An 11,405-nucleotide genomic window follows, 5' to 3' on the forward strand; every position below is an offset into this window, starting at 1 on the left:
GGAGAATCCGATGCGTGTGTGGTTTTTGAGTGCTGGCCTGGCCTTGATGTGCATGGCCCAGAACGCAGCGGCGGGTACTGTCCTGATCGTTGGCGATAGTATCAGCGCCGGTTTCGGACTGGATACCCGCCTGGGGTGGGTATCGCTGCTCGAGCAACGGCTCAAGCAGGAGGGTTTTGACGATAAAGTGGTCAACGCCTCCATCAGCGGCGATACCAGTGCCGGAGGCCAGGCACGCCTGCCGGCGCTGCTTGCAGAGCACAAGCCGGAGCTGGTGATCCTCGAATTGGGGGGCAATGACGGCCTGCGCGGAATGCCGCCAACGCAATTGCAACAAAACCTTGCGGCGATGATCGACAGCTCGCGTCAGAGCGGCGCCAAGGTGCTGCTGCTGGGCATGCAATTGCCGCCCAACTACGGCAAGCGTTACACCGATGCTTTCGCCGAGGTCTACGGCAAACTCGCCGACGATAAAAAAATACCGCTGGTGCCATTTTTCCTCGACGGTGTAGGCGGGCATCCCGAGCTGATGCAGGCCGATGGTCTGCACCCGGCAGCCGGGGCTCAGGGCAAGTTGCTGGAAAATGTCTGGCCGACGCTAAAACCGCTGTTATGAGGCTTTTCTAGCGGCAGGCTTTCGGCTAATGTGGCGCCCCCTTATTTGGAGCCCCCGATGCCGCGTCCTGCCTGGTCCCTGTTTGCCTACCAACTGATCGAGCCTGACGAACAGCTGGATCTGTTCGCCTGCCAGGAAGTGCGGGTGCATCTGGTGACCCGTCAGCTCGAACTCGGTGGCTCGGCAGACCGCACGTTGTGTGGCAGTCTGCTGCCGGCGCAACCGCGCTGGTCGAGTGTGGATCGCCGGGTGTTCCAGGATCAGCGTCTGTGTTCGTTGTGCCGGGCGATTCTTGAATCGCAGAAGCGCGGCACCTCGCCGATCTGGCCTGAGTTGCGTTTCGAGCTTTAAGATCAACAGATCGCAGCCTGCGGCAGCTCCTACATGAAGACTTCTGGCTGCCCATCGGCGCATCTCCCCGAATTCTCGAGGTGCGGTGTACAATCGCGCTCTTATACCCTTGTTGATCATGCGAAGGATTTTCCGGATGTTGCCGCGCTTTCCTGCCGTCACCCGCTGCCTGTCACTTGCCGCCCTGTGTGTGGCCGGTCCCGTTGCTGCATTGGAGTTTCCCCTGCCACCACCCGGTGAGGACATCATCGGCCAGGTGCAGGTGATCAAGGCCAAGTACGAAGATACCTTCGCTGACCTGGGCACCCAATACGACCTGGGTTATTCGGAGATGGTTGCGGCCAACCCGGGCGTCGATGCCTGGCTGCCGGGCGCCGGTACCGAAATCGTCCTGCCGACCCGGTTCATTCTGCCGCCGGGTCCGCGTGAAGGCATCGTGATCAACCTTGCCGAGTACCGTCTCTACTATTTCCCGAAAGGCCGCAACGTGGTGTACACCTTCCCGCTGGGGATTGGGCGTGAAGGTTGGGGGTCGCCAATCGCGCACACCTCGATCACCGCCAAGACGCCGAACCCGACCTGGACGCCTCCAGCGTCGATCAAGGCCGAGCACGCCGCCGACGGTGATCCGCTGCCGAACGTGGTACCGGCCGGCCCGGACAACCCGCTGGGTCCGTTCAAGTTCACCCTGGGCACTCCGGGCTACCTGATCCATGGTTCGAACAAGAAGTTCGGTATCGGCATGCGCACCAGCCACGGTTGCTTCCGCATGTTCAACAACAACGTGCTGGAAATGGCGGCCATGGTGCCGGTCGGCACTTCGGTGCGCATTCTCAACGATGCGTACAAGTTCGGCAGCAGTGGCGGCAAGGTGTATCTCGAAGCGCACACGCCAATCGATGACAAGGGCAACCCGTCGGTGGTCGACAAGCACACAGCGGTGATCAACGCGATGCTCAAGCGTGAAGATGTCACCAACAATCTGCGCGTGAACTGGGATGTGGTGCGTGACGTGGTGGCGGCCGAAGATGGCCTGCCAACTGAAATCGGCACGCCGAATACCTCGGCGCCGATGGTTTCGAGCACACCGATCGACTTGCAACAGTAAGCTCGATCCGGACCCGCCGATGCTTAAGCGTCGGCGGGTTTTTTATTGCCTGGACAAAGCTGCCGGCAATAAAAAAGCCGACCCAAAAAATGGGTCGGCTTGATAACAATCCCGAGGGATTATTACTTGCGGCTAGCTTTGTCCAGCATACGCAGAGCACGCTCGTTAGCTTCGTCAGCAGTCTGTTGTGCTTTTTGAGCAGCAGCCAGAGCTTCATCAGCTTTACGGTAAGCTTCGTCTGCACGAGCTTGGGAGCGAGCAGCTGCGTCTTCAGTAGCGGTCAGACGTGCTTCGGTTTCTTTCGATGCGCTGCTGCAACCGGTAGCCAGAACTGCGGCCAGAGCCAGAGCAGAGAATTTCAGAACGTTGTTCATCGTGTTCCCCTTCAAGGACTTTCAATTAAGTGGCTTTCTCCTCCGATTGAGGAAATAGCCGGCGTACATACTACCCATTACTTGTAGTAAGTAAACTGACGGAGCGCAAGAAGCAAAAAAAATTGTAGGCGTTGATTCTTTTTCGAGCAACTTTTAACTGGGCTGTATAAAAAATATCCAGCTGCAAGCCCCGGCCTGAGCGTGTTAATGAGAAAAAGTTCCCGCCGCCCGGTGCTGTTTCTGCGTGTTGCACCAAGTCTGCCTAGATGAATTCGTCTACACTTTTGTTCCGATTTTGCATGACGCCTCACATATCTTTGTCGCTCTTGAGGTGACTTTAAAGAAGCGCCCGCGTCTTAAGTCTCGACATTCGGCAATGTTCCGGTGAGCGCTTCGGGAAGATCCTCCCTGCTCTCGCCGCTGCGTCCATCGGAGTCACCCGGTCAACGAGCATGATGACGAGCGCACCTTGAGCATTTTCGCCAATGGTGCCTACTATTTATCACGTGCTCGGTTGCGCGAGATCGGTGTGGTTTTTCTCGGTGTCCATCAGGCACGGGGTGGCGTAGATGTTCCTTCGCCGGAAAAACATCGGTAAGGTAGGGGTCAGAATTCAAGACCCGCGAGGAGTAGTGATGAGCGAGGCGTTGTCCATCCACCATGACCAGGCTGGTCATCAGTTCGAGACCAATGTGGACGGTCATCGTGCCTACCTGACCTATATGGATCTGGGGAAACAGACCCTGGATATCTATCGCACCTTCGTGCCCAACGCCCTGCGCGGTCGCGGCATTGCCGCCGCGCTGACCGAAAGCGCGCTGCAGTACGCCGAAGAAATGGGCTACACGGTGATCCCGTCGTGCTCCTACGTCGAGCGCTACATGGAACGTCATCAGCGCCGCGCCGCCAAGATCTGAATCGCACACACAAAAACGCCGGGCAATGCCCGGCGTTTTTTTATGCCCGTGAAACGCTGATCAGCTGCGCTGACGTTTCGGCAGAACATCCTTGAGCTTGGCGTGCATGCTGCGCAGCGTGTTCTCGGTGGCGGACCAGTCGATGCAGGCATCGGTGATCGACACGCCGTATTGCAGGTCGGCGAGGTCTTTCGGGATGGCCTGGCAGCCCCAGTTCAGATGACTCTCGACCATCAGACCGATGATCGACTGGTTGCCTTCGAGGATCTGGTTGGCGACGTTCTCCATCACCAGCGGTTGCAGGGCCGGATCCTTGTTGGAGTTGGCGTGGCTGCAATCGACCATGATGTTCGGTTTGATTTTTGCCTTGTTCAGCGCCTGTTCGCACAGGGCGACGCTGACCGAATCGTAGTTCGGCTTGCCGTTGCCGCCACGCAGCACCACGTGACCGTAGGCGTTGCCCTTGGTGGTGACGATCGACACGCCACCTTCCTGGTTGATACCGAGGAAACGGTGCGGGCTGGACACCGACTGCAGGGCGTTGATCGCCACGGTCAGGCCGCCGTCGGTGCCGTTCTTGAAGCCGACGGCCGAGGACAGGCCGGAAGCCATTTCACGGTGAGTCTGGGATTCGGTGGTACGCGCGCCGATGGCCGACCAACTGATCAGGTCCTGCAGGTACTGCGGGGAGATCGGATCGAGCGCTTCGGTGGCGGTTGGCAGGCCTTTCTCGGCCAGGTCCAGCAGCAACTGGCGACCGATGTGCAGGCCGTCCTGAATCTTGAACGAGTCATCCAGGTACGGATCGTTGATCAGGCCTTTCCAGCCAACGGTGGTCCGTGGCTTCTCGAAATACACACGCATGACCAGATACAGGGTGTCGGAGACTTCCTCCGCCAACACCTTGAGGCGATCGGCGTATTCGTGGGCAGCCTTGATATCGTGGATCGAGCACGGGCCGATCACTACGAACAGACGGTGGTCGGTGCCATCAAGAATGTTGCGAATGACTTCGCGGCCCTTGGTGACGGTGCGCAGCGCAGCATCGCTCAGAGGGATATCACGCTTGAGCTGATCGGGAGTGATCAGGGTCTCGTTAGAGGCGACGTTTAGGTCGTTGATCGGTAAATCAGCCATCGTTTACTCGTCAGGTCACGGGTGCCGGCCGCCAGCGATCCCCGCGCGGCGGAGCACAGCAGATTTAAGCGCGTCGGGGAGCCGAACCTTAGCGCGTCAGACGCGGCTCGACAATGGGCAAACGCGGCTTTAATCCAGCACTGGCTGGGCAAAAGCCTTGCGCACGCTGTCGTGCGAGAACTCGTCGGCGTGTTGTTCGACCCATTGCAGGGCCAGCGCCTGAATATCCTGCAGATCGTCGTGGGCCTCGTTCATGCGGCAATAACGTTCGATCTGGCACACCTGTTCGCCCATCCGGGCGCTGAACAGCGTCTGCTCATCAGTGAACGCGATCCCCACCAGATAGCCTTTTTTGCGCCGCAGACACCATGCGACATAGCCCGGATAACAGATGTCGGCATTGAGTGTCGGCATGCGCACTTGCAGCGCCGTGCCGTGGCGCCAGGCGCGGTGATAATTGCAAGCGATCCCGCCGAGGCTGATAGTGTGCAGCTGTTGCCTGGAAATACACTCGGGCTTGAGCAAGGTTAATTCAACCGGCACTTCGTCCGGATGAGGAATGAAACGTCCCATGAGCACAGACTCCCTGTGTCGGCCATTTGACATTGTTTCCCCCAGTATAGTGGTCGAATCCGAGCTGACCGATTTCGACGCCGACCAGCGGCTGCTGGCGATGAGCGGCGTTTCGCTGGTGATTTTCACCAGTGTCGGCTGTTCCAGCTGCCGCTATGCCAGAGAGGTGTTGCCGGGGTTCGAGCTGGCGATGGATCGCCTGTGCTGGATCGATGCCGGCAACAATGGCGGGTTGGTGGAGCGTTATCAGGTCTTTCATTTGCCGGCGCTGTTTGTGGTGCGCGACGGCGAGTTCTTTGGGGCATTGCACACGCGCCTGACCGCCGCTGCGCTGAACGCGGCAGTGGCGCAGGCGCTGGGTCGAATTGCAGAGGAGTTGCCATAGATGGTGGGAGCAGACAGCAAACCGGTGATCGGGATTATCGGCACCGGCGCGATTGGCGGGTTTTACGGTCTGATGCTGGCGCGGGCCGGTTTCGATGTGCACTTTTTACTGCGCAGTGAATTCTCGGCGGTGGTCGAACGTGGTTTGCAGGTGGACAGTGCCGTGCATGGCACCCTGACGCTGAACCCGGTGCAGGCCTATGCGAAGGCCGAGGACATGCCGGCTTGCGACTGGTTGCTGGTCGGCGCCAAGACCACCAGCAGCGCCGGTCTGGCCCCGGCGATCATTGCCGCGGCCAGGCCCGGCGCGAAAGTGCTGGTGCTGCAAAACGGTCTGGACGTCGAAGACAGCCTGCGCGATTTGCTGCCCGCTTCCCTGCATCTGCTCGGCGGTCTGTGCCTGATCTGCGTGCATCGCGAAGGTCCCGGGCACATCACCCATCAGGCCTTGGGTGCGGTGAATGTCGGCTATCACAGTGGCCCGGTGGCGGATGAAGCGGCGCGCACGGCGCTGGTCGAGGAGGGCGCCGGTCTGTTCCGCGCCGCTGGCATCGATTCGCAGGCGATGCCCAATCTGCAACAGGCGCGCTGGCAGAAACTGGTGTGGAATATTCCCTACAACGGTCTCTCGGTGTTGCTCGGCGCCGGCACCACGCCGCTGATGGCCGACGCGGACAGTCGCGCGCTGATCCAGGCGTTGATGGCTGAAGTGGTGCAGGGCGCCAAGGCCTGTGGTCATGAAATACCGCCCGGTTATGCCGAATACCTGTTCGTGATGACTGAAAAGATGCCTGACTATTGGCCGAGCATGTACCACGATTTCCTGCATAAACGGCCGCTGGAGCTGGAGGCTATTTATGCCCGGCCATTGGCCGCAGCCAAAGCGGCAGGATGTGAGTTGCCACGAATCGAGGCGCTGTATCGCACATTGAGTTTCATCGACCGACGCAACACCTGAGTCGGTTTTCTGGGGGAGTGGGGAAGGCATGGCCAAGAACATCGATGACAAACTGGTGCTGGCGATTTCGTCTCGCGCCTTGTTCGACCTGAGCGAGAGTCACAAGGTCTACCTGGCGAGTGGCGTCGAAGCGTATCGGCAATACCAGATCGAGCACGAAGACGAGATTCTCGCGCCCGGCGATGCCTTTCCCCTGGTGGAAAAACTCCTGAGCCTCAACAGTCGCCTCGACCGCGCCCGGGTCGAGGTGATTCTGGTCTCGCGTAACAGCGCCGACACCGGGCTGCGCGCGTTCAACTCGATCGATCATTATGGGCTGGACATCTCGCGGGCGGCCTTCGTCGGCGGGCGCAGTCCGTATCCCTATCTCAAAGCGTTTGGCTGTGACTTGTTTCTGTCGACGCATGCCGAAGACGTACGCGCGGCACTGGACGCCGGGTTTGCGGCGGCGACGATTCTCTCCGGCGGCGCCAGTCGCGCGGCCAGTGATGAGTTGCGCATCGCCTTCGACGGCGACGCGGTGTTGTTTTCCGACGAATCCGAGCGCGTTTATCAGGCTGGCGGGCTGCTGGCGTTTCAGGCCAAGGAACGCGAGTCGGCGCGCGAGCCATTGCGCGGTGGGCCGTTCAAGGGGTTTCTGGCGGCACTCAATGCGCTGCAACGCGAGTTCCCCGAGGACGACTGCCCGATTCGCACGGCGCTGGTCACCGCGCGTTCGGCGCCGGCCCATGAGCGGGTGATTCGTACCTTGCGCGAATGGGATATCCGTCTCGACGAGTCGCTGTTTCTCGGCGGGCTGACCAAATCGGCGTTTCTCGAAGCCTTCGCTGCCGATGTGTTCTTCGACGATCAGACCGGCCACTGCGAGGCCGCGCGCGAAGTGGTCGCCACCGGTCACGTACCGCATGGCATCAGCAACGAACCGTCGATCTAAAGCCCCTGTGCTTCAAGACGTTGCGTGGCACGTCGTACTCGCCAAGGCACTGCTAAGCTGAATCAATCTCCGCCATGTTGGCACGCGAGGAGGTCATATGATTCGTTCGATGCTGTATGCCACTGACCTCGGTCTGTACGCACCGTTAGTGATGCAGCATGCCTTGGCGCTGGCGCGGACATTCAATGCCGACTTGTATGTGGTGCATGCAGTGGAACCCATGGGGCTGTTTGCCGAATCGGTGTTGCAGAGTTATCTCGACGAACAGGCATTGAACGAATTTCACAGTCAGGGTCTGAAAACTGTCATCGCCAATATCGAGCAGCGGGTGCTGGACAGTTTTCGTGAGGAACTCGGCGATGAGGGTGAGCAGGATCTGCAGCGGATTCGCGCGGTTCGGGTAGTGCAGGGCGATCCGGCGCAGGTGATTCTCGACCAGGTGCAGAAACTCTCTGTGGATTTGCTGATCGTAGGCACTCACAGCCACGGCGTAGGGGCGGAAACGCCTTTGGGGCGCACGGCGACCCGGGTCCTGCAATTGGCCAAGGTGCCGGTTTATCTGGTGCCGTTGGTGGAGCGTCGGCGCCGGGAGGATCGCTGAAGCGGGAATAATGGCATTTTGATAAAAAAGTTCTAGATTTATTCGTCAAACCATTAATATAGTTATATACCGTCGCTGATGCCCGTGGCGTCTACCTGCTTTGAGGGATACATATGAAGCTTCAACAATTGCGCTACATCTGGGAAGTGGCGCACCACGACCTCAACGTTTCCGCTACCGCCCAAAGCCTTTACACCTCGCAACCGGGTATCAGTAAACAGATCCGCCTGCTGGAAGACGAACTTGGCGTTGAAGTGTTTGCCCGCAGCGGCAAGCACCTGACCCGCGTCACCCCGGCCGGCGAGCGCATCATCACCACCGCCGGCGAAATCCTGCGCAAGGTTGAAAGCATCAAGCAGATTGCCCAGGAATTCTCCAACGAGAAGAAAGGCACCCTGTCGATCGCCACCACTCACACCCAGGCGCGTTATGCATTGCCGCCGGTGATCAGCAATTTCATCAAGCAATACCCGGACGTGGCGCTGCACATGCACCAGGGTTCGCCGATGCAGATCGCCGAGATGGCCGCTGACGGCACCGTCGATTTCGCCATCGCCACCGAAGCACTGGAACTGTTCGGCGATCTGGTGATGATGCCGTGCTATCGCTGGAACCGTTGCGTGGTCGTGCCCCAGGGCCACCCGCTGACCAAGCTGCCGAAACTGACCCTCGAAGCGCTGGCCGAATACCCGATCGTGACTTACGTGTTCGGTTTCACCGGCCGTTCGAAACTCGACGAAGCCTTCAGCCATCGTGGCCTGACGCCGAAAGTGGTGTTCACCGCGGCCGACGCCGACGTGATCAAAACCTACGTGCGTCTGGGCCTGGGTGTGGGCATCGTCGCCAAAATGGCGGTCGACACCAAACTTGATAACGACCTGGTGGTGCTGGATGCCAGCGAACTGTTCGAGTCGAGCATCACCAAGATCGGTTTCCGTCGCGGTACCTTCCTGCGTGGTTTCATGTGCGACTTCATCGAGAAGTTCGCCCCGCACCTGACCCGCGAAGTAATGGCCAAAGCCATCCAGTGCCACAACAAGCAGGAACTGGAAGAGCTGTTCGACGGCGTCGAACTGCCGGTCCACTAAGACCCTGCCTCAAAGCACCTCGGTGACAGCAAACTGTTGCCGGGTGCCCGCCACCAGAATCTCCACTTCATCGCCCTCGAACTTGCCCAGCAGGCTTTTGCCCAGCGGCGAGCGCGGGGTGATGACGGTAATCGGCTGACCCACCACATCGACTTTCAGACCCGCCGCATCCGGGGCCAGAAACAGCCATTGCTCGCGACCCTTTTCGTCTTCCAGACCGAGCATGGCGCCGATCTCGATGCCGCGATTTTCGTCGTAGGCGCGCAGCGTCAGGTTCTGGCACAGCGCCAGTGACTGACGGATTTCCTCGACCCGTTTCGCCTGGCCCGCTGCCAGATAAGACGCCTCAAGCCCGAGGGTGTCGTACTTGTTCTCGGCGATGTTCTCCTCGTGGGTCGCGGTTTCGTACGCGGTCTGAGCGGCGCGCTCGGCGATGTCGAGGTCGACGCGCAGTTTGTCGAGGATCAGTTGGTGGACGGTGTGTTTGTTCATGATCAATCGCAGAATTGCAAAACGTTGGCGCGGCTCTTTTCGCTCGGCGCGGTCTGGTCCTGTTGCAGCCAGAACTGGCACTTGGGGTTCGACTGATTGCGCGTGCTGCTGCGAGCCTGATCGAGGCGATTCTGCTGCTCGTTCTTGCGCAGGTTTTCCTCATATTGGTCGAACAGCGGACTCTGTGGCGGAATGTCCGGTTGCACCTGGACCGCCGCTGGCGGCTGGGCCAGTTGCTGCACGGCCTGGGCAACCGGTGCCAGTTGCTCGGTCAACACGAACCGCGAAATCAGCCAGCAGGTCAGGGCGATGGCCAGAAAGCCCAGCCACATGCCCAGGGCAATACTGCCGGTCAGTTGCAGCGCGCTAAGCTGAACGGGCAAGGGACGACGCGGGTTGGGGCGATAGGGCATGGCTGCCTCCTGGCGGATGATTGCGGGCAAGTGGCGATTGTCGCACGAAGATTAATCGCCGTCGGCTCTTCTGCGCGAGGTCATTTATGCGGACAATCAGCGCTTTTGCCAACGGGAGTCTTGCATGCCGGTACCGAAAACCCGCTGGGATATTTTTTGCACCGTGGTCGACAACTATGGCGACATCGGCGTGACCTGGCGTCTGGCCCGGCAACTGGTGGCCGAACATGGACTGGCGGTGCGCTTGTGGGTCGATGACCTGCGTGCCTTTGAGCGAATCTGCCCCGAGATCGACATCAACCTTGCCCAGCAATCGCAGCAGGGGGTCGAAGTGCGGCACTGGCCGAGCGACTGGCCGCAGACCTCGGCGGCGGACGTGGTGATCGCTGCGTTCGCTTGTCAGTTGCCAACCGCTTACATGGACGCCATGGCCGAGCGGCAACAGCCGCCGCTGTGGATGAACCTCGATTACCTCAGCGCCGAAGACTGGGTCACCGGTTGTCACGGTTTGCCGTCGGTGAAGTACAAGTCGGTGCAGAAATTCTTTTTCTTTCCCGGATTTCAGCCGGGGACGGGCGGCTTGCTACGTGAAAGCGGTCTGCTTGAGCGGCGTCGGCAATTTCAGCAGGACGCGGCTGCGCAGCGACAATTCCTGCAAGGCCTGGGCGTAGATCGCGCAGCGGACGCACAGCTGATCTCGTTGTTTGCCTATGAAAATGCCGGGCTGGACAGTTGGTTGGACGTGCTGGCGGCCGACAGCACGCCGACCCATCTGCTGGTGCCGGAAGGGCGGATTCTCGGTGATGTTGCGCGCTGGCTCGGGGTCGATGCATTGGCTGTCGGCGATCTGGACGTGCGCCAGGCGCTGACGGTGCAGGTGCTGCCGTTCGTTCGTCAGGATCAATATGATCAGTTGCTGTGGTGCTGCGATTTCAACGCGGTGCGCGGTGAAGACTCGTTCGTCCGGGCGCAGTGGGCCGGGCGACCGATGCTCTGGCACATCTATCAGCAGGACGAAGACATCCATCTGGACAAGCTCGACGCCTTTCTCGCGCTCTACACCAAAGGACTTTCGCCGGCCGCAGCCGAGGCGATGAGCGGTCTGTGGCGGGCCTGGAGTGCCGGGCAGCCGATCGGCGAGCACTGGCTCCAGGCCCGTAAACACTGGCCAGAGCTGCAGGAAAACGCCGAGGCGTGGTGTCTGGAACAAGGCTTGCAGGCGGATCTTGCCACGGCGCTGGTAAGGTTTTACCTAAATTGGATATGATACGCGGCCTAGATTTTTGTAAATCCCATCCAAATTCGGATATTCGCAATGAAAACTGGTAAAGAACTCAAACCCGGTACCGTGATCCGTATCGACAACGATCCTTGGCTGGTTCAGAATGATTAATTCACCAAGTCGTGCCTTAACATCGCGATAATGAAGACAAAGCTGAATAACGTGCTTACAGGTTTC

At 59.6% G+C, this 11,405-nt stretch carries 15 protein-coding genes and 1 pseudogene; 11 read left to right on the top strand and 5 right to left on the bottom strand.

The window, feature by feature from the left end; genetic code table 11:
* Window positions 1–10 precede the first annotated feature (10 nt).
* From ACIP8I_RS23345 to ACIP8I_RS23355, 3 genes are all read left to right on the top strand, one after another.
* Window positions 11–616 carry an arylesterase gene (locus ACIP8I_RS23345; RefSeq protein WP_007964780.1) on the top strand — a complete coding sequence of 202 codons (606 nt, stop codon included), beginning with the start codon at window positions 11–13 and terminating at the stop codon, window positions 614–616.
* A gap of 57 nt (window positions 617–673) precedes the next feature.
* Window positions 674–967 (top strand): hypothetical protein, encoded by a 294-nt coding sequence (locus tag ACIP8I_RS23350; RefSeq protein WP_003226812.1) that lies wholly within the window; start codon window positions 674–676, stop codon window positions 965–967.
* A gap of 136 nt (window positions 968–1,103) precedes the next feature.
* The gene (locus ACIP8I_RS23355; protein WP_007964790.1) at window positions 1,104–2,075 is read left to right on the top strand and encodes a L,D-transpeptidase family protein; all 972 of its coding nucleotides are present in this window, start codon (window positions 1,104–1,106) and stop codon (window positions 2,073–2,075) included.
* A gap of 122 nt (window positions 2,076–2,197) precedes the next feature.
* Here ACIP8I_RS23355 and oprI read toward each other — a convergent pair whose 3' ends face one another.
* Window positions 2,198–2,449 (bottom strand): outer membrane lipoprotei OprI, encoded by a 252-nt coding sequence (gene oprI, locus ACIP8I_RS23360; RefSeq protein ID WP_003199355.1) that lies wholly within the window; start codon window positions 2,447–2,449, stop codon window positions 2,198–2,200.
* Between the two features lie 635 nt (window positions 2,450–3,084).
* Between oprI and ACIP8I_RS23365 the strand changes: the two genes are divergently transcribed.
* Entirely contained in the window at window positions 3,085–3,366 is a 282-nt protein-coding gene (locus ACIP8I_RS23365; protein ID WP_003226804.1) for a GNAT family N-acetyltransferase, read from the top strand.
* Window positions 3,367–3,426: 60 nt separating this feature from the next.
* On the opposite strand, the gene ACIP8I_RS23370 is transcribed toward ACIP8I_RS23365, so the two are convergent.
* Together ACIP8I_RS23370 and ACIP8I_RS23375 are read right to left on the bottom strand one after the other, a co-directional pair.
* A complete protein-coding gene (locus ACIP8I_RS23370; RefSeq protein ID WP_003226802.1) occupies window positions 3,427–4,503 on the bottom strand; it encodes a 3-deoxy-7-phosphoheptulonate synthase in 1,077 nt (358 codons plus the stop codon).
* Between the two features lie 129 nt (window positions 4,504–4,632).
* A complete protein-coding gene (locus ACIP8I_RS23375) occupies window positions 4,633–5,076 on the bottom strand; it encodes a PilZ domain-containing protein (protein WP_007964792.1) in 444 nt (147 codons plus the stop codon).
* On the opposite strand from ACIP8I_RS23375, the gene ACIP8I_RS23380 reads away from it, so the two are divergent.
* The 5 genes from ACIP8I_RS23380 (at window position 5,075) to cysB (ending at window position 9,041) form a co-directional block, all read left to right on the top strand.
* A complete protein-coding gene (locus ACIP8I_RS23380; protein ID WP_400764280.1) occupies window positions 5,075–5,461 on the top strand; it encodes a thioredoxin family protein in 387 nt (128 codons plus the stop codon). The genes ACIP8I_RS23375 and ACIP8I_RS23380 overlap by 2 nt on opposite strands.
* Entirely contained in the window at window positions 5,462–6,418 is a 957-nt protein-coding gene (locus ACIP8I_RS23385) for a putative 2-dehydropantoate 2-reductase (RefSeq protein ID WP_400764283.1), read from the top strand. It abuts the gene before it with no gap.
* Between the two features lie 28 nt (window positions 6,419–6,446).
* Window positions 6,447–7,352: a 5'-nucleotidase gene (locus ACIP8I_RS23390; RefSeq protein WP_027613454.1), complete on the top strand. Its 906-nt coding sequence runs from the start codon at window positions 6,447–6,449 to the stop codon at window positions 7,350–7,352.
* A gap of 97 nt (window positions 7,353–7,449) precedes the next feature.
* Complete coding sequence (locus ACIP8I_RS23395) at window positions 7,450–7,953, top strand: universal stress protein (RefSeq protein WP_007964801.1); 504 nt, start codon at window positions 7,450–7,452, stop codon at window positions 7,951–7,953.
* A gap of 113 nt (window positions 7,954–8,066) precedes the next feature.
* The gene (gene cysB / locus ACIP8I_RS23400) at window positions 8,067–9,041 is read left to right on the top strand and encodes an HTH-type transcriptional regulator CysB (protein WP_007908591.1); all 975 of its coding nucleotides are present in this window, start codon (window positions 8,067–8,069) and stop codon (window positions 9,039–9,041) included.
* A 9-nt stretch (window positions 9,042–9,050) separates the two neighbouring features.
* Here the strand turns inward: cysB and ACIP8I_RS23405 are convergent, their stop codons facing one another.
* Both ACIP8I_RS23405 and ACIP8I_RS23410 read right to left on the bottom strand, forming a co-directional pair.
* Window positions 9,051–9,533: a GreA/GreB family elongation factor gene (locus ACIP8I_RS23405; protein WP_400764286.1), complete on the bottom strand. Its 483-nt coding sequence runs from the start codon at window positions 9,531–9,533 to the stop codon at window positions 9,051–9,053.
* A 2-nt stretch (window positions 9,534–9,535) separates the two neighbouring features.
* Window positions 9,536–9,946, bottom strand: a complete 411-nt coding sequence (locus tag ACIP8I_RS23410; protein WP_400764289.1) for a hypothetical protein — start codon at window positions 9,944–9,946, stop codon at window positions 9,536–9,538.
* A 124-nt stretch (window positions 9,947–10,070) separates the two neighbouring features.
* Here ACIP8I_RS23410 and earP point away from each other — a divergent pair, with 124 nt between their 5' ends.
* Together earP and ACIP8I_RS23420 are read left to right on the top strand one after the other, a co-directional pair.
* Entirely contained in the window at window positions 10,071–11,213 is a 1,143-nt protein-coding gene (gene earP, locus ACIP8I_RS23415) for an elongation factor P maturation arginine rhamnosyltransferase EarP (RefSeq protein ID WP_400764291.1), read from the top strand.
* Window positions 11,214–11,261: 48 nt separating this feature from the next.
* Window positions 11,262–11,405 (top strand): annotated as a pseudogene (locus ACIP8I_RS23420) (elongation factor P); the annotation flags it as partial.

Source organism: Pseudomonas sp. NPDC088414 (genome assembly GCF_044753325.1).
GTDB lineage: Bacteria > Pseudomonadota > Gammaproteobacteria > Pseudomonadales > Pseudomonadaceae > Aquipseudomonas.

Coding starts and splice junctions, on each gene's coding strand:
- ACIP8I_RS23345 (WP_007964780.1), top strand. CDS start 11: ATGCGTGTGTGGTTTTTGAGTGCTGGCCTGGCCTTGATGTGCATGGCC.
- ACIP8I_RS23350 (WP_003226812.1), top strand. CDS start 674: ATGCCGCGTCCTGCCTGGTCCCTGTTTGCCTACCAACTGATCGAGCCT.
- ACIP8I_RS23355 (WP_007964790.1), top strand. CDS start 1,104: ATGTTGCCGCGCTTTCCTGCCGTCACCCGCTGCCTGTCACTTGCCGCC.
- oprI (WP_003199355.1), bottom strand. CDS start 2,449: ATGAACAACGTTCTGAAATTCTCTGCTCTGGCTCTGGCCGCAGTTCTG.
- ACIP8I_RS23365 (WP_003226804.1), top strand. CDS start 3,085: ATGAGCGAGGCGTTGTCCATCCACCATGACCAGGCTGGTCATCAGTTC.
- ACIP8I_RS23370 (WP_003226802.1), bottom strand. CDS start 4,503: ATGGCTGATTTACCGATCAACGACCTAAACGTCGCCTCTAACGAGACC.
- ACIP8I_RS23380 (WP_400764280.1), top strand. CDS start 5,075: ATGAGCACAGACTCCCTGTGTCGGCCATTTGACATTGTTTCCCCCAGT.
- ACIP8I_RS23375 (WP_007964792.1), bottom strand. CDS start 5,076: ATGGGACGTTTCATTCCTCATCCGGACGAAGTGCCGGTTGAATTAACC.
- ACIP8I_RS23385 (WP_400764283.1), top strand. CDS start 5,462: ATGGTGGGAGCAGACAGCAAACCGGTGATCGGGATTATCGGCACCGGC.
- ACIP8I_RS23390 (WP_027613454.1), top strand. CDS start 6,447: ATGGCCAAGAACATCGATGACAAACTGGTGCTGGCGATTTCGTCTCGC.
- ACIP8I_RS23395 (WP_007964801.1), top strand. CDS start 7,450: ATGATTCGTTCGATGCTGTATGCCACTGACCTCGGTCTGTACGCACCG.
- cysB (WP_007908591.1), top strand. CDS start 8,067: ATGAAGCTTCAACAATTGCGCTACATCTGGGAAGTGGCGCACCACGAC.
- ACIP8I_RS23405 (WP_400764286.1), bottom strand. CDS start 9,533: ATGAACAAACACACCGTCCACCAACTGATCCTCGACAAACTGCGCGTC.
- ACIP8I_RS23410 (WP_400764289.1), bottom strand. CDS start 9,946: ATGCCCTATCGCCCCAACCCGCGTCGTCCCTTGCCCGTTCAGCTTAGC.
- earP (WP_400764291.1), top strand. CDS start 10,071: ATGCCGGTACCGAAAACCCGCTGGGATATTTTTTGCACCGTGGTCGAC.